This is a genomic window from Pseudomonas sp. CFBP13528, from assembly GCF_005233615.1.
Classification (GTDB): domain Bacteria; phylum Pseudomonadota; class Gammaproteobacteria; order Pseudomonadales; family Pseudomonadaceae; genus Aquipseudomonas; species Aquipseudomonas fluorescens_AM.
In genome coordinates this window covers 115,004-130,927 of sequence record NZ_QGAJ01000016.1, presented here as the reverse complement: position 1 = coordinate 130,927, position 15,924 = coordinate 115,004, and the positions used below count along the sequence as shown (strand labels likewise).

Below are 15,924 nucleotides of genomic sequence, written 5' to 3'. Positions count from 1 at the left end.
AGTGTCACCTATGTGAGTGCACTTTTTTGTAACCCATGTGGTTGACCCGTACATGCCCCACCACTCGGCACCTCGCTTAGGCTCGGTGTGCCCGAACGCAGGCTTGAATCCGTGGTTTAACGGGGCGCCTGAGATCAAGATCAAAAGCAGATCAAGAGCGACTCGCTTCGCATCGTGGTTACGGTTGAGCGCTACAGAGTTGTGTAGATACCTATGCCCCGATGAGGGAGGGTCAGTGAGTGCATCCGTAACTGACACACCGCCATCGGGGGCAAGCCCCCTCCCACATTTGGACCAGGAGCGGCAAAAGATACCGGTCGGCTCTAAGGCCGGCGTGCTAACGCCCCCGCAACACCCGGTCAGGCATCGCAATAGCCGCCGCCAACCCCAACACCGACACCCCCGCACTCACCATCAGCAAATGCCGAAACGTCATCGCCAACTCCCCCCGCAACGCATCCCGCGCCGCCCCCGGCGCAGCGTTGAGCCCATCGAGCAGCACATTACCGGTGCTACCCTCGGTCAGCAGCGCACCACTGGCCAAGTGGGCAAAACTGGCATCGCGCAACAATGCCAACAGCAAGGCCGACATGCAGGCCACCCCCACAGCCCCGCCCAGGGAACGGAACAGGTTGGTGGTGCTGGTCGCCACACCAATGTCCCGCTGCTCCACCGAGTTCTGCGTACCCACCAACGAGGTCGGGAACTGCATGCCTGCAGCGATGCCGCACAACAGCATGAACAGCGAGGTGAGCCCGACGGCCTGGGGCGCGCTGAAGGCCATGCCGAGAATCGCCAGGGGACTCAACACGGCGCCACTGAGGATCATCGGTTTATATCGGCCGGTCACTGAGGTCATGCGCCCGGCGAAATAAGCGCCCATCGGCAAGCCCATCGCCAGGGGCAGCAGGTGCAGGGCTGCGCTGTCGGCACCGGCACCGGTCACGGTCTGGTAACGCAGGGGCATGAGCACGGTCAGGGAAATCGCCTGGAAGCTGGTGATGAATATCGTGCACCAGCACAACACCGCGCTGCGGTTGACGAACAAGTGCATGGGCAGCAACGGCTCGCGCGCACGGCGCTCATGCCAGACGAACACGCTCAACGCCAGCAGCGCACAGAGCAGCAGCCCGAGCACTTGATCGTCACGCCACGCACGGCCCTGGCCGATTTGTGTGATGCCGAGCAACAAGGCGGTCAGGCCGATGATCATCAGCACGGTGCCCAGGTAATCGATGATCGGCTTGCGCTGCGGCACCGGCAACCCCACCAGGGTGCGATGGGCCACATACCAGGCGACAGCGCCCAACGGCAGGTTGATCAAAAATACCCAGCGCCAGGACAGGTACTCGGTCATGTAGCCGCCCAGCACCGGCCCGGCGACGCTGGCCACCGCGTACATGCTGCTGAAGTAGCCCTGGTAACGCCCACGCTCACGGGGCGCGATGATGTCGCCGATGATCGCCTGGCTCACCGAAATCATGCCGCCGGCACCGATGCCCTGGATAATCCGCGCCAGCACCAGTTGCTCCATGCTGTGCGCCATGCCGCAGAACAGCGAGGCGACGGTGAACACGCCCATACCGATCAGCATCATCGGCCGCCGCCCATACAGGTCACCGAGCTTGCCGTAGATCGGCACCGCCACTGTCATCGCCACCATGTAGCCGGAGATCACCCAGGCCAGCAGGTTGACGTCATGGAACTGCGCGGAAATGGCCGGCATCGACACAGCGACAATGGTCTGGTCCAGGGCGCCAAGAAAGATCGCCAGCATCAGCGCGGCAAGAATGCTGCGCACGGCGGGAACAGTGGGAGCGGACTGATTGAGAGGGGTCACGGCACAACCTTCGAGCAAGGCCCGCAGGCAACGGCAGCCTGCGGAAATGCTGAATACGATAGCAGGCTATTCAATAGCCTCGTAAGGAAGCCCGACGTAATTTTCCGCAATGGTTGTGCGCCCGGCCTCGGAACCCATGAAGTAGTCCAGTTCGCTCTCGGCAATGCGCTGGGTGAAGCCATCCGCCTGGGGAAACTGATGCAGCATCGACGTCATCCACCAGGAAAACCGTTCGGCCTTCCACACCCGCCGCAGGCAGATGGCAGAGTAGCGCTCGAGCAATTCCACGCGCCCCTCGCCATATACCTTGAGCAGGATCCGAAACAACGTACTCACATCACTGGCCGCCAGGTTCAAGCCCTTGGCCCCGGTAGGCGGCACGATATGCGCGGCATCGCCGAGCAGGAACAGGCGCCCGTACTGCATCGGCTCCACCACGAAACTGCGCAGCGGTGCGATGCTTTTTTCAATCGACGGGCCGGTGACCAGGTGTTCAGCCAGGTCGACCGGCAGACGGGTTTTGAGCTCTGCCCAGAAGCGCTCGTCCGACCAGTCGGCCAATGGCTCCTGTGCGGGAACCTGCAAGTAGTAACGGCTGCGGGTCAGCGAACGCATGCTGCACAGCGCAAAGCCACGCGGGTGCGTGGCGTACACCAGCTCCGGGTGCACCGGCGGCGTATCGGCAAGCATGCCCAGCCAACCGAAGGGGTAGACGCGCTCGAACACTTGCAGCGCCTCGGACGGAATCGATTGACGGGCCACCCCGTGAAAGCCGTCACAGCCCGCGACGTAATCGCACTCCAGGCGAAAGGCCTGGCCCTGATGCTCGAAGGTCAGCCAGGGCTGATCACTTTTGAGGTCATGGGGCTGTACGTTTGAGGCTTCATAGAACGTCGTGGCGCCGACAGCCGCACGGGCCGCCATCAGGTCGCGGGTGACTTCGGTCTGGCCGTAGATCATCACTGACTGGCCACCGGTCAGGGTCTTGAGGTCGATGTGGGTGAGTCGGCCATCGCGCGCCAGGGCGAAACCGTCATGCACCAGGCCCTCGGTGTCCATGCGTCGGCTGACGCCGGCCTCGCGCAGCAGGTCGACCATGCCTGGCTCCAGCACCCCGGCGCGGATGCGGCCCTGCACGTGGTCGGCGGTCTGGCGCTCCAGGACGAGGGTCTGAATGCCAGCGTTGTGCAGCAGTTGGCCGAGCAGCAATCCGGAGGGACCGGCGCCAATAATGGCGACTTGGGTTTTCAGCGTTTTCATTATTTTTATGGCCTGCTGGCTTCACCCGAACCGAACGAGTGAAAGAGTTGTCATTGGACGTGTGGCTGACATTTTTCACCTGAGCGAGCAGCATAAGAAGGTGAAAACTGCTTTAAAGCCTGCGCTTTTTGCCAATCGGGGCGATTACCGCACCACTATCCTGAGTATCGGATTGAAAACATGACCAACACCGCGATTCCGGTCTTCAAGCTTTACGGGGAAAGCCAACAGTGGCCGACTCCCGATTTGTTGCACTGCGAAACCATTTCCCGGCGCAGTCGGGAATACCAGTGGGAAATCCAGCCCCACCGGCACGCGGACTTGTGCCAGTTGCTTTACGTGCATAAAGGCCAGGCACACCTGGAAATCGAAGGCCAGCGCACCACGCTCAACGAGGCGAGCCTGCAAGTACTGCCGCCGCTGTGTGTGCACGGATTTCGTTTTTCCGAAGAGATCGAAGGGTACGTGGTGACCCTGTCGGCGCCCCTGGTCAGCCACTTACAAGCGCAACTGGGCAGCACAATCGATGGCCTGCACACCCTCGGCAACTACCCCGCAGGCAAGGACAGCGACTACCTCAATAACCTGTTCGTGCGTTTGCAGGACGAGTACGCCGACGAACAACCGGCACGGGACATGATGATGCACGCCCTGGTCAGCGTGCTGCTGGTATGGGTCAGCCGCCAGGCGATCCAGCGCCGCCACCCCAGGACGCCACGCAACCGTGAGTATTTCCGACGTTTTACCCAACTGGTCGAACAGCATTACCGCGAGCACCCGAAAATTGAAGACCTGGCCCACAAACTGGGCATCTCGGTCTCCCATCTCAATGGCACATGTCGGGAGTTGGGCGGGCAGCCGGCCCTGCAGATCATGCATGACCGCCAGTTGCTGGAAGCCAAGCGTTTGCTGACCTACACCAGCATGACGATCAATGAAATGTCCGAGGTGCTGGGGTTTTCCGACCCCACCAACTTCTCGCGGCTGTTTCGCCGCCGGGTGGGATTTTCGCCCAAGGCTTTTCGCGAGCAGTTGAAGCAGAGCTGAATGTGCGAGGGGGCAAGCCCTAATACTGTAGGAGCGAGCTTGCTCGCGAAAAACTCACAGGCACCGCGTTCATTCAGGAAGCGCGCGTTATCGTTGACGTTTTTCGCGAGCAACCTCGCTCCTACAGACTGACGTCAGGGCTTGCCCCCTCCCACATTGGATCTGCAGTGCTTTGAGAATCAACGCAGGGCGCTGAAACTGCCGGTGTGCGGGACGCATTGATTTTGATGGCAACTGATGGCGAACGCCGCCGGCTGCATACGCGTCTGCTCAACGCGATAAGCGGCTGTACCGTACAGCGCGGTCGCCAAGGCGCACAGGCTGAAAATCGTCAGGTATTTTCTGGTTTTGATACTCATGGCACGGACCTCTGAACGGATCTACCGGCTCCTGTTTCAAGCATAGGTCAGATAGGGCAAGTTGCCATGATTGCAGGCCATTCAGCGCGCTTATATCGCCTCAGAGCCCGATGTCCCAGTCAGGCTCTTCGGGAAACCGCTGCACCAGGAAATCCAGCAGGCTGCGCAACGCCGAGGGCATGTGTTTGCGTGAGGCGTATACCGCGTAGATATTCATCTGCCGCGGCTGCGCATCCGGCAGCAAGCGCACCAGTGTGCCGCTGCGAATCAGCTCACCGGCTTCATAGCTGGGCAACATAGCAACTCCTGCGTCGGCCAGGGTTATGCGCAATAAAGTACCGGCCTCATTGGCGGTGATATTGCCGTGCACCACCACTGACACATGTTCACCCCTCTCTTCGAAATGCCACAGGCTCTTGCCAAAATAGGAATGGGTCAGGCAGTTGTGCCGGGCCAGGTCTTCGACTTTCTGCGGTGCCGGATGCTCGCGCAGATAGGCAGGCGTGGCGCACACCACCGAGCGGCACACCGTCAGGCGTCGGGCGATCAGGTTCGGGTCCAGGTCATTGCTGGTGCGGATCGCCAGGTCGATACGCTCGTCCACCAAATTCACGGTGCGGTCGAGCATTTGCAGGTCGACTGTCACCAACGGATGGCGTTTGACGTACTCGGCAATGGCGGCGCCTAACTGCGCCTGGCCGAACGAGGTGCTGACACTCAGGCGCAGCAGGCCACGGGGGGTCTCATCGGGCTCGCTGACGGCGGCCTGCATATCGCCGCAAAGCTCCAGCAATTGCCGGCAACGTGGCAGGGTTTCGCTGCCGGCGGCGGTGAGGCTGAGCTTGCGCGTGGTGCGGTGCAGCAGGCGTGCACCGACCCAATCCTCCAGCTCGGCCAGGTAACGCGAGACCACTGGGCGCGACAGGTCCAGATGATCGGCGGCGGCGGATTGGCTGCCCAGATCCACCACGGTGACAAACACGCGCATTGCTTGGAGACGATCCATGATTTGCCCGATTTCAGAAACAAACTATGTCCCAGCATCGCATTTTTTGTGGTGTTTTATGCAACTAAGCTCTGTACACCCCTTACCGATGGCAGGAGCTGCCCCGATGTTCGCGACGTTCAAACGCTTGACCCTGGCGACTGCCGCCCTGGCCTTTACTGCTCATGCGGTGGCGGCAGACTTGAAACTTGACGTGTACAACCCGGGCGAAGCCGCGATCTTCCCGGTCAGCTCGGTGCTGGTCAGCGGCGCCAAGGACGCGATCCTGGTGGACGCGCAATTCGGCAAGGGCCAGGCCGAGCAACTGGTGCAGAAAATCCGTGCCAGCGGCAAGCACCTGACCACCATCTATATCAGCCACGGCGACCCGGACTACTACTTCGGCCTCGACACCCTGGCCGCCGCCTTTCCTGACGCGAACGTGCTGGCGCCACAAGCGGTGGTCGACCATATCAACGCCACCGTCGCCGGCAAGCTGGCGTTCTGGGGCCCGAAAATGGGTGCCGACAAACCGGCCAGGACCCTCGTGCCGCAAGTGCTCAAGGGCCACAGCCTGACGCTGGAAGGGCAGCAGTTGGAAGTCATCGGCCTGGACGGCCCGCAGCCGGATCGCAGCTTTGTGTGGATTCCGTCGATCAAGGCGGTGGTCGGTGGTGTGGTGGTCGCGCAAAACATCCACGTATGGATGGCCGATACCCAGACGGCACAGTCCCACAAGGATTGGCTGGCCACCCTGCAACGTATTGAAGACTTGAAGCCGACCACCGTGATCCCGGGCCACTACCTGGGCACCCCATCACCCGCTTCGGTCACGTTCACCGCCGACTACATCAAGGCCTTCGACATCGAGACCGCCCGGGCCAAGGATTCCGCCGCCCTGATTGCGGCCATGAAAAAGCGTTACCCGAGCCTCGCCGAGGAAAGCTCGCTGGAACTGAGCGCCAAAGTCGCCAAGGGCGAAATGAAGTGGTGACTGGTTTTAAACCCTGACCTTTACTGGAGAACGTCATGAGCAAAATCGCAATCATTGGTGCCACCGGCCGTGCCGGTAGCCAACTGCTGGAAGAAGCACTGCGCCGTGGGCATACCGTCACTGCCATCGCGCGCAATACCGACAAACTGGCCGCACGCCCAGGCGTCACGGTCAAACAAGTGGATGCGCTGGAGGCCGATGCCCTGCAACAGGCCGTGAGCGGCAGCGACGTGGTGATCAGTGCCGCACACTTTGCCACCTTGCCCGCCAGCGCCGTGCTCGGCCCGGTGAAAAAAGCCGGAGTGAAACGCCTGCTGGTGGTGGGTGGCGCCGGTTCGTTGCTGTTGCCGGACGGCAGCCGGGTGATCGACAGCCCGGGCTTCCCGGCAGAATACAAAGCTGAAGCCAGCGCAGGGGCAGCGTTTCTCGACGCGCTGCGTCAAGAGCAGGCACTGGATTGGACCTTCCTGTCGCCGTCGGCCCTGTTCGATGGCACCGAGCGCACCGGTCAATTCCGCCTGGGCCAGGATGATCTGCTGGTCGGCAGTGATGGTAAAAGCTCGATCAGTTTTGCCGACTTCGCCATTGCCATGATCGATGAAGTGGAAACGCCGAAGCACTCGCGTCAGCGTTTCACCGTGGGCTACTGATACACCGGATCTGTACTGTGGGAGCGTACACCGCCGTCTGTAGGAGCGAGCTTGCTCGCGAAAAACTCACAGGCACCGCGTTCATTCAGAAAGTACGCGTTATCGTTGACGTTTTTCGCGAGCAAGCTCGCTCCTACAGACTGGCATCAGGGCTTGCTCCCTACCACATTTGAACGGTGGCGTATCCGGCGCCTGCAATTTTTCAATAGGGCCAATGACTTTCTCATTTGCCCAGCCTCCCCCACCCGTGGCCTGATTCGCCCTTGTTCACCCAAGGCAGGCCCATGCAAAACATTCAGGCAAAACCCACCACCGCCGTGTGGCTGATGATCAGTGTAGTGCTGGTCGCCCTTAACCTGCGCCCGTCGATGGCGGCCGTAGGTCCCTTGTTGTCGTCGATCCGCGCTGATGTGCCGCTCAATTTCAGCAGCGCGGCGTTGCTGACCATGTTGCCCGTCATGAGCATGGGCCTGGCGATGTTCTTCGGCATGGGCCTGGCCCAGCGCTTTGGCGAATACCGCAGTGTCGTGGTGTCGCTGCTGGTGATTGGCGCGGCGACACTGTCGCGGTTGTGGCTGGATTCGGCGTTCGAGCTGATTGTCAGCGCCATGGCGGCAGGCGTCGGGATTGCGCTGATCCAGGCGCTGATGCCGGCGCTGATCAAGTCGCGCCCGGGCGATAACGTTTCATTGTTCATGGGCCTGTATGTCACCGCGATCATGGGCGGCGCCGCACTGGCCGCGTCGTTTGCACCGTTTGTGCAAGTGCACACCGGCAGTTGGCGCATCGGCCTGGCGATGTGGGCGGGGCTGGCGCTGCCGGCGCTGGTGTTCGGGTACGCCCAGCGCTCGACGTTACCCGCTTTGCCTCGGGTCGACGACGGCCCGCAGGCATCCTTTTTCGGCAATCACCGGGCCTGGTTGCTCGCCCTGTTTTTCGGCTTCGGCACGGCGTGCTACACCTGCGTGCTGGCGTGGCTGGCGCCGTATTATGTCGAGCAGGGCTGGACTGAACAGCATGCCGGCTTGCTGTTGGGTTTGCTCACCGCCATGGAAGTAGTCTCCGGCCTGGTAACGCCCGCCATCGCCAATCGCCGCCGGGACAAGCGCGGCGTGGTTGCGGTATTGCTGGTGCTGATCATGATCGGCTTCGCCGGCCTGATCCTCAGCCCCCGGCACCTGAGCCTGCTGTGGCCGTGCCTGCTCGGCCTGGGTATTGGCGGCCTGTTTCCAATGAGCCTGATCCTGTCCCTCGACCACCTCGATAACCCGCGCCGTGCCGGTGGCCTGACCGCATTCGTGCAGGGTATCGGCTACCTGATCGCGGGCCTGTCGCCGCTGATCGCCGGAATGATCCGCGACCAGTTGGGCAGCTTCGAAGGGGCCTGGTGGTCATTGGCGGCGGTAGTGGCGGTAATGCTGGTGATGGTTACGCGCTTCAATCCGGTGCATTACGCAGGACATATCCGCTGAGGTCGTGTTGTAAACACTATTTGTCTCACCCAAAACATAGAAGAGTCCTACAGAGCTTTCTATTGGTACGAGCGTTCCGTTAACATTTTGCTCAGTCTTGTACTGAGTTCGGTACAAAGGGTTTACGGACGAAACCGATGCTAAACAGTAACTTGCTCAGAAAGCTCGATATGCAGGACTTGATGGTGTTTATCGCTGTCTACGACCAGAGCAGCGTTACCGATGTGTCCGAAACGCTGTTCGTCAGTCAGTCCACCGTCAGCTACAGCCTGAAGAAACTGCGCACCAGTTTCGAAGACGAGTTGTTTATCAACACGCGAGCGGGCATGCGTCCGACGTACAAGGCCACCACGATGTACGGCCACGTACAGAAAATCCTCGAAAGCATCAACCTGTGCCACGCCGGTGGCCAGGCCTTCGACCCGACCCGTGAGGCCGTGACGTTCAATGTGTGCGCCCCGGAATACTTCGAACACCTGATCCTGCCGCGTCTGCTGAAAACCTTCGACCGCGCCGACCTGCCGGTGATCGTCAATGTGCAAAAGCTGGAAGCCGACATTCCCGCCGATGACTTGCGCGAAGGCCGCCTGGACCTGGTGATCTGCTTCGGCCCGAACTTTCACCGCGCCCATAAAGACTTCAAGAGCCAGATGCTGCTCGAAGACGACCTGGTGTGCGTCTTCGACAAACGCTCGGCGCCGCGGGAAACGGCACTCAGCCTGCAAGCCTTCGTCGAGCGGCGCCACGTGTTTCCCACGCCGTGGACCTCCGCCACCAACATGATCGACGGCTGGCTGGCGCGCCAGGCGCACAAACGCCAGGTGATCGCGCGGGCCAACAGCTACAGCGCGGCGTTGAAGATGATCAGCGGCACAGATTTCATCGTAACGTTGCCCCGCCGCGTGCAGAAGCTGCTGGCGTCGACCTCGGCGTACGGGTGTTGCGAAGCCCCGCAGGGTTTACCGGGCTTCACCCTGGACATGCAATGGAACCAGACCAGCGAACAGGACAGCGCCAATACCTGGCTTCGCGAGCAGGTCGTCAAGGTGTGTGAGGATGAAGCGGCAAGCGGCAAGTTAAAAGCGGCAAGTTAAAAAACGGCAAGAGGCGCCACGGTCGCCTTTAACTTGGCGCTTGCAACGTGTCACTCCCCACTGCTTGTTTGCTATACGCATCGCGGTCCATATCACGCAATTCAACGCTCAGTTGCACCTGCACGCCCTCAGGCCACGGGCCCAGATCCTGCAGCACCGCCAGCAGGCTTTGCGACAGTTGCTGCTTGACCTGCGGCGAGCGCCCGCTGAGCAATGCCAGACGTACCGCGACAAACCCCCGCTCATTCAAGCCGGTGCCTACGCGAAAACTCTCGATTTTCACCGCCCGGCTCTTGATGTCGAACTCGGCGCCAAACTGACCGGAAGCCACCAGCGCATGGTTGAGGCGCAACAGAGCCTTGTCGGTGTCCAGTTGCGCCAGGTTGGCGGTGTATTCAAGGTGCAGATGCGGCATGGGTTTCTCCGAGCTTTTTTATAGGAAGACGGCTGAATATACACCACGCGCTTTACCCCGGGAGCGCAAGCGCTCGATCACTCATGAACGCCTCCAACCGTGAGCGCATCCAGCGTTCCGCCGGGTCGGTGTCGACGTGGCTGAGCCAGACCATCGACAAGTCCAGGGTCGGCGTTTCAAACGGAAACGCCTCGCAAAACAGGTTCCCGCCGGCAGCCATGGCCTGGGCCGTGTAGTCCGGCAGGCTGGCGATCATGTCAGTGCCGGCGAGCAATGCCGGCAGCGAGCTGTATTGCGGCACCGACAGCACCACGTGCCGCTTGCGCCCCATTTCGGCCAGCCACTCATCGGCAAACCCGGCCACGTTGGCGGTGTGGGACACCAGCACATGGGGCCGTGCGCAATATTCGTCGAGGGTCAGCGGTGTGTCGGACGCATCAGCGCGCAACAGGCAAGGCCGGATATGCCGCAGCAGCTTGCGCTTGGCATTCGCCGGCAGGCCGCGGGTCTGGGTGATGCCGACGGTGATATCTCCAGAGGCGAGCAGGTCGGGAATGCGCCAGTAATCCACATGCTGCACCACGAACACCACCTGCGGCGCTTCCTGGCGCAGCGCCCGCAGCAATGGCGGCAGCAGACCGAACTCAACGTCATCGGACAGGCCGATACGAAAGGTCATGGTGCTGATGGAGGGGTCGAAATCATGGGTCAGGCTCAAGGCCGACGACAGTGAATCCAGGGCCGGCGACAAGTGCCGGATAATTTCCTCCGCGCGTGCGGTGGGCTCCATGCGGTGGCCGACGCGAATGAACAACGGGTCATTGAACAAGGTGCGCAAACGATTGAGGGCCGAACTGATGGTCGGCTGGCCGAGAAACAGCTTCTCCGCCACCCGCGTCACGTTGCGCTCGAGCATCAGCGCTTCGAAGACCACCATCAGGTTGATATCGGCCTTGCGTAATTCATTGCGATTCATCGGCGCCTGCCCCTCCCCCAAGACAAGCCGCAGTTTAGAAAGGCAACGGGGGCGGCGTCTATGTCGGTCGACGCATCGGCTTTTATGCGGGAATGGGCTCGCCCGCGATTGCGGTATGCCAGTCAACCCATACGTCGCCTGATTGACCGTAATCGCGGGCAAGCCCACTCCCACGTTTGAATCATGTTGACCCTTGAAATCAGGGCTTGAGCGGGCGCTCCTGATCCTGCTCGGAAAGCTCGGTACCGTCGTCGGGGTGCTTCCAGGTCTGCGGTTTTTCTTCCTCGGGCCGCTGCCGAGATTGTTCACGCTCTGACTCTTTGTGCTGTTTGTGTTCGTTACCCATAGCCATCTCCCATTCGTAAGCATTGGACACAGCTTCAAGCGTAGAACAGGGCGGGCAATGCGGGCAGCCTTTTGAATTGATAGCCAACACACATCAATCCATCCAAATTTGTCACTTATCATTTCTAAATGTGTCAGCCACTATCCCAAGTCTTAAGCGAAACAAGCACTTTAAAAAGAACGCTGGAGACACAAAACCATGACTAGCCCTTCCCGGCCTGCGGCTGCTCCTTCGAAAGTAGGCGCCGTACTGCGCGTTACTTCGGGCAACTTCCTCGAACAGTTCGACTTTTTCCTGTTCGGGTTCTATGCCACCTACATCGCCGCCGCCTTCTTCCCCGCCGCCAATGAATTCGCATCATTAATGATGACCTTTGCCGTGTTCGGCGCAGGTTTCCTGATGCGGCCCTTGGGCGCGATCATTCTGGGTGCCTATATCGATGACGTGGGCCGTCGCAAAGGCCTGATCGTGACGCTGTCGATCATGGCAAGCGGCACGTTGTTGATCGTGCTGGTGCCCGGTTATCACACCATTGGCCTGTGGGCACCGTTGCTGGTGCTGCTGGGCCGCCTGTTGCAAGGCTTCTCGGCCGGTGCGGAACTGGGTGGTGTGTCGGTGTACCTGTCCGAGATGGCCACCCCGGGCCGCAAGGGCTTCTACACCAGCTGGCAGTCGGGCAGCCAGCAGATTTCCATCGTGGTTGCCGCCGCACTGGGCTATGGCTTGAACGTATGGATGGAGCCGGCTGTCGTTGCAGACTGGGGCTGGCGCATTCCCTTCGCCGTGGGTTGCGTGATCATTCCGTTTATCTTCGTGCTGCGGCGTAACCTGCAGGAAACCGAGGAGTTCGCCAAGCGCAAGCACCGCCCGACCATGCGTGAAGTGATGGCCACCCTGGTGAAAAACTGGACCGTGGTCATTGGCGGCATGCTGATGGTGGCAATGACCACCACCGCGTTCTACCTGATTACCGTGTACGCACCCACCTTCGGCAAGACCGTGCTGCAACTGAGCACTTCCGACGCGCTGCTGGTGACGTTGCTGGTGGCGGTGTCGAACTTTGTCTGGCTACCGATCGGCGGCATCCTGAGCGACCGCTTCGGCCGCAAGCCGGTGCTGATCGCCATGACAGTGCTGACCGTTCTCACGGCTTATCCAGCGCTGTCCTACGTGGTCAACGCGCCAAGCTTTGCACACATGCTGGAAACCCTGCTGTGGTTCTCCTTCCTTTACGGTATGTACAACGGCGCAATGATCCCGGCGCTGACTGAGATCATGCCGGTGGAAGTGCGCGTGGCGGGTTTCTCCCTGGCCTATAGCCTGGCAACCGCTGTCTTCGGCGGCTTCACTCCCGCAATCTCGACCTGGTTCATTCACATCACCGAGGACAAGGCTTCGCCCGCCTACTGGATGATGTTCGCTGCGCTGTGTGCCCTGTGTTCCACCCTGGCGCTGTATCGCCGCGCCAACACCCGTGGCCAGGTCATGCAGGGGGCCGTGCAATGAAGCCGTTGTTCAAAACCCTCACCGCCGTGGTCCTTGGCGCCTTGGCGCTGTCAGCCCAGGCTGAAGAGCTCAAAGTGATGACCTCCGGCGGCTTCACCGCTGCCTATAAACTGCTCGGCCCGCAATACGCCAAGCACAGCGGTGACACCCTGGACACTGTCCTCGGCCCGTCCATGGGCAAGGCGCCGGAAGCGATTCCCAACCGCCTGGCCCGTGGCGAACATGCCGATGTAGTGATCATGGTCGGCTATGCCCTGGATGAGCTGATCAAACAAGGCAAGGTCGACCCCGCTTCCCGTGTGGAGTTGGCGGATTCGCGGATTGGGTTGGTAGTGAAGGAAGGCGCGGCTAAACCTGCGATCAATACTGACGCCGAGCTCAAGGCCGTGCTGAGCAAGGCTGAATCCGTTGCCTATTCGGACAGCGCCAGCGGTGTGTATGTCGAGAAGGAGCTGTTCAAAAAGCTCGGCATGCCGGCCAAGGGCACCATGATCGAACGCGTGCCGGTGGGCGAACAGGTGGCCAAGGGTGACTACGAAGTCGGCTTGCAGCAGGTGGCGGAATTGTTGCCGGTCAAGGGCGTGACGTTTGTCGGCAAGATCCCGGAAGACGTGCAGTCCGTTACGCGTTTCGCCGCGGGCATTCCGGTCAACGCCGAACACCCGGAAGAGGCCAAGGCATTGCTGCAGTTCATGGCGTCGCCCGAAGCTCAACCGGTGGTGCAATCCACCGGCCTGGACTCGGTGTCACGCTGACCGAAACGGCATCTCCCGCACCAACCGCTCCAACTCCAGCGCCGCCGGCGGCAATGTCCGCCCGCGGCGCTTGATCAAGCCCACATTGCGCATCACCTGCGGTTCCACCAGCGGCACACTCACCAGAATCGGGTGCTCACACGCCGGCATCGCAATCGACGGCACCATCGCCACGCCCAGCCCCGCCTCCACCAGCCCGATCATCGTGGTAACGTGGTGGGTCTCGCAGATACTCGGCTTTTTCACCCGCACACCGCGCAGGGCCTGATCCAGCAGGAAGCGGTTGCCCGAAGTTTTGTCCACGCTGATGTAGTCATGCTCGTAGGCTTCGGTCCAGGTCACGCTTGCACGCGAGGCCAACGGATGGTCACGACGACAGGCCAGCACATAGCGCTCCTGCAGCAACAGCTCGAACTCCACTTCATCGGCCAGGCTGCCGCTGAAACTCACGCCAAAATCCGCCTCGCCACTTTCTACCGCATTGCACACTTCACCGGCACTGGCATCCAGCACCCGCAGGCGAATCTTCGGATACAGCTTGTGGAATTCGGAGATGACGTGGGGCATGAAGTAATACGCAGTCGACGGCACGCAGGCGATGGTGACATTGCCCATGCGCGTGGACGCGACGTTACTGATGCCCATCAAGGCGATGTCCAGGTCGTCGAGCATGCGTTCGACCTGAGGCAGGAATGCACGGCCGACCATGGTCAGGCTGACTCGCCGCGTGGTGCGTTCGAACAGCTTTACATCCAGGGCCGACTCGAGCTTTTCGATGCGCCGGCTGAGCGCGGGTTGCGAGATTCGGATGGCCTCGGCGGCACCGCGAAAACTGCCCTTGTCTACCACGGCGCGGAAGGCTTGGAGGTCATTGAGGTCGAAGTTGATGATCACGGAAGGCAAGCCAGGATGGACGATGTGGCGGGCATTATCGTATGGGAGCGGGTGGGACGCCATGCGCACCGGGTCGGGTCTGCGGACATAGTGCGATGCAGCCTCTACGGCAGTGGCTGCGCGCGTTGTCGACAGGCTCATCAGCCACTGCGAACGCTTTTCTCTGTGTCCCTTGCGTGGCACGCGCCGTGACGACCTGCTGACTGACTTGCGCATCACGCATTACCGACACAGCACCGTCATTGCATTTAAGGTAAACACCGCGAACAAAACAGTGTCGATCCTCGGCGTGTTTTATGGCGGGCAACGCTATGCAGGATTGCTTTAGCGTCGGCAGGGTTGATGCGCATGGATCCAACGGTTCGACGCGGGCGAAACCTGCGCAACTTCGATACGAAAAGCACTCCAAATACTTCTAAATTCTCCAGTTTAGTATAAATTGCGTGCAGCTCATTCGAGGCACTCAAGGAGGTTACCCGTGGCAACTCTGCAAACGAACACAATCCAGGCGCTGCATGAAAATCGTAACGCTCTCCTTGACGAATGGAACACCAGCCTTGAGGCTTCGGGTGCCACGCGTAACGTGAAGGGTGACGATGTCAAACAGCAGACACGCGAATTCCTCGAACTGTTGAGCGCCGCCCTGCACCAAGGCGGCTCGCAAAATACCAACCACGAAAACTGGGCGCAAACGCGAGTATTCCTGGAGAAACTGTCCCACAGTCGTGCCTTGGCCGGGCAGGACTCGCAACAGACCGCCAGCTTCATTTTCGCCCTTAAAGGGCCACTGTTTACGTTGCTGCAACGCGAGTACGCCGAGCAACCGGCGCAACTGAGCGAACAACTCTGGGAGATTTCCGAGCTGCTCGATGCGCTGGGCATGCACACCATCCGCACCTTCCAGAAATCCCGTGAGTCGGTGATCAAGCGCCAACAGGAAGAACTGCTGGAACTCTCCACGCCGGTGGTCAAGCTGTGGGATGGCGTACTGGCCCTGCCGATGATCGGCACCCTGGATTCGCAACGCACCCAGGTCGTGATGGAATCGCTGCTGCAGCGGATCGTCGACACCGGCGCGGAGATCGCCATTATCGACATCACCGGCGTGCCAACCGTGGATACCCTGGTAGCCCAGCATCTGTTGAAAACCGTTACCGCCATCCGCTTGATGGGTGCCGATTGCATTATCAGCGGCGTGCGTCCACAGATCGCCCAGACCATCGTGCACCTGGGCCTGGACCTTCAGGGTGTAGTGACCAAAGCCAACCTCGCCGATGCATTGGCCCTGGCGCTCAAACGCCTGGGCGTCAATATCACCAAGGCTGTTTAAG

At 60.6% G+C, this 15,924-nt stretch carries 16 protein-coding genes; 8 read left to right on the top strand and 8 right to left on the bottom strand.

Annotated features, from left to right (window positions below):
- Positions 1–337: 337 nt before the first annotated feature.
- Together PspCFBP13528_RS23275 and pobA are read right to left on the bottom strand one after the other, a co-directional pair.
- The gene (locus PspCFBP13528_RS23275) at positions 338–1,840 is read right to left on the bottom strand and encodes an MDR family MFS transporter (protein ID WP_137201607.1); all 1,503 of its coding nucleotides are present in this window, start codon (positions 1,838–1,840) and stop codon (positions 338–340) included.
- 66 nt (positions 1,841–1,906) lie between these two features.
- Positions 1,907–3,100 carry a 4-hydroxybenzoate 3-monooxygenase gene (gene pobA, locus PspCFBP13528_RS23270; protein ID WP_065949221.1) on the bottom strand — a complete coding sequence of 398 codons (1,194 nt, stop codon included), beginning with the start codon at positions 3,098–3,100 and terminating at the stop codon, positions 1,907–1,909.
- Between the two features lie 180 nt (positions 3,101–3,280).
- On the opposite strand from pobA, the gene PspCFBP13528_RS23265 reads away from it, so the two are divergent.
- Positions 3,281–4,147, top strand: coding sequence for a helix-turn-helix domain-containing protein (locus PspCFBP13528_RS23265; RefSeq protein WP_101219166.1), 867 nt, complete (start codon positions 3,281–3,283; stop codon positions 4,145–4,147).
- Positions 4,148–4,326: 179 nt separating this feature from the next.
- Here PspCFBP13528_RS23265 and PspCFBP13528_RS23260 read toward each other — a convergent pair whose 3' ends face one another.
- The gene (locus PspCFBP13528_RS23260) at positions 4,327–4,506 is read right to left on the bottom strand and encodes a hypothetical protein (protein WP_057723028.1); all 180 of its coding nucleotides are present in this window, start codon (positions 4,504–4,506) and stop codon (positions 4,327–4,329) included.
- 100 nt (positions 4,507–4,606) lie between these two features.
- Entirely contained in the window at positions 4,607–5,512 is a 906-nt protein-coding gene (locus PspCFBP13528_RS23255) for a LysR family transcriptional regulator (protein WP_137201606.1), read from the bottom strand.
- Positions 5,513–5,618: 106 nt separating this feature from the next.
- Here PspCFBP13528_RS23255 and PspCFBP13528_RS23250 point away from each other — a divergent pair, with 106 nt between their 5' ends.
- The 4 genes from PspCFBP13528_RS23250 (at position 5,619) to PspCFBP13528_RS23235 (ending at position 9,701) form a co-directional block, all read left to right on the top strand.
- Positions 5,619–6,485: an MBL fold metallo-hydrolase gene (locus PspCFBP13528_RS23250; protein WP_101219170.1), complete on the top strand. Its 867-nt coding sequence runs from the start codon at positions 5,619–5,621 to the stop codon at positions 6,483–6,485.
- A gap of 35 nt (positions 6,486–6,520) precedes the next feature.
- Complete coding sequence (locus tag PspCFBP13528_RS23245) at positions 6,521–7,135, top strand: NAD(P)-dependent oxidoreductase (RefSeq protein WP_065949225.1); 615 nt, start codon at positions 6,521–6,523, stop codon at positions 7,133–7,135.
- Positions 7,136–7,419: 284 nt separating this feature from the next.
- Positions 7,420–8,607 carry a cyanate transporter gene (locus PspCFBP13528_RS23240; RefSeq protein ID WP_137201605.1) on the top strand — a complete coding sequence of 396 codons (1,188 nt, stop codon included), beginning with the start codon at positions 7,420–7,422 and terminating at the stop codon, positions 8,605–8,607.
- Between the two features lie 137 nt (positions 8,608–8,744).
- On the top strand, positions 8,745–9,701 hold the full coding sequence (locus PspCFBP13528_RS23235; RefSeq protein WP_101219178.1) for a LysR family transcriptional regulator: 957 nt from the start codon (positions 8,745–8,747) through the stop codon (positions 9,699–9,701).
- Positions 9,702–9,729: 28 nt separating this feature from the next.
- Here PspCFBP13528_RS23235 and PspCFBP13528_RS23230 read toward each other — a convergent pair whose 3' ends face one another.
- From PspCFBP13528_RS23230 to PspCFBP13528_RS27685, 3 genes are all read right to left on the bottom strand, one after another.
- Positions 9,730–10,116 (bottom strand): 5-carboxymethyl-2-hydroxymuconate Delta-isomerase, encoded by a 387-nt coding sequence (locus tag PspCFBP13528_RS23230; RefSeq protein WP_065949228.1) that lies wholly within the window; start codon positions 10,114–10,116, stop codon positions 9,730–9,732.
- Positions 10,117–10,168: 52 nt separating this feature from the next.
- On the bottom strand, positions 10,169–11,092 hold the full coding sequence (locus tag PspCFBP13528_RS23225) for a LysR substrate-binding domain-containing protein (protein ID WP_065949229.1): 924 nt from the start codon (positions 11,090–11,092) through the stop codon (positions 10,169–10,171).
- A 199-nt stretch (positions 11,093–11,291) separates the two neighbouring features.
- Positions 11,292–11,438: a hypothetical protein gene (locus tag PspCFBP13528_RS27685; RefSeq protein ID WP_178084455.1), complete on the bottom strand. Its 147-nt coding sequence runs from the start codon at positions 11,436–11,438 to the stop codon at positions 11,292–11,294.
- A 198-nt stretch (positions 11,439–11,636) separates the two neighbouring features.
- Here PspCFBP13528_RS27685 and PspCFBP13528_RS23220 point away from each other — a divergent pair, with 198 nt between their 5' ends.
- Positions 11,637–12,944: an MFS transporter gene (locus tag PspCFBP13528_RS23220; protein WP_124422776.1), complete on the top strand. Its 1,308-nt coding sequence runs from the start codon at positions 11,637–11,639 to the stop codon at positions 12,942–12,944.
- Complete coding sequence (locus PspCFBP13528_RS23215) at positions 12,941–13,699, top strand: substrate-binding domain-containing protein (protein ID WP_101219182.1); 759 nt, start codon at positions 12,941–12,943, stop codon at positions 13,697–13,699. Before PspCFBP13528_RS23220 ends, PspCFBP13528_RS23215 begins: the two co-directional genes overlap by 4 nt.
- Here PspCFBP13528_RS23215 and PspCFBP13528_RS23210 read toward each other — a convergent pair.
- On the bottom strand, positions 13,691–14,593 hold the full coding sequence (locus PspCFBP13528_RS23210; RefSeq protein WP_137201610.1) for a LysR family transcriptional regulator: 903 nt from the start codon (positions 14,591–14,593) through the stop codon (positions 13,691–13,693). The two genes, PspCFBP13528_RS23215 and PspCFBP13528_RS23210, sit on opposite strands and share 9 nt — an antisense overlap.
- A 478-nt stretch (positions 14,594–15,071) precedes the next feature.
- On the opposite strand from PspCFBP13528_RS23210, the gene PspCFBP13528_RS23205 reads away from it, so the two are divergent.
- Positions 15,072–15,923, top strand: a complete 852-nt coding sequence (locus PspCFBP13528_RS23205) for an STAS domain-containing protein (protein ID WP_065949233.1) — start codon at positions 15,072–15,074, stop codon at positions 15,921–15,923.
- Position 15,924 lies beyond the last annotated feature (1 nt).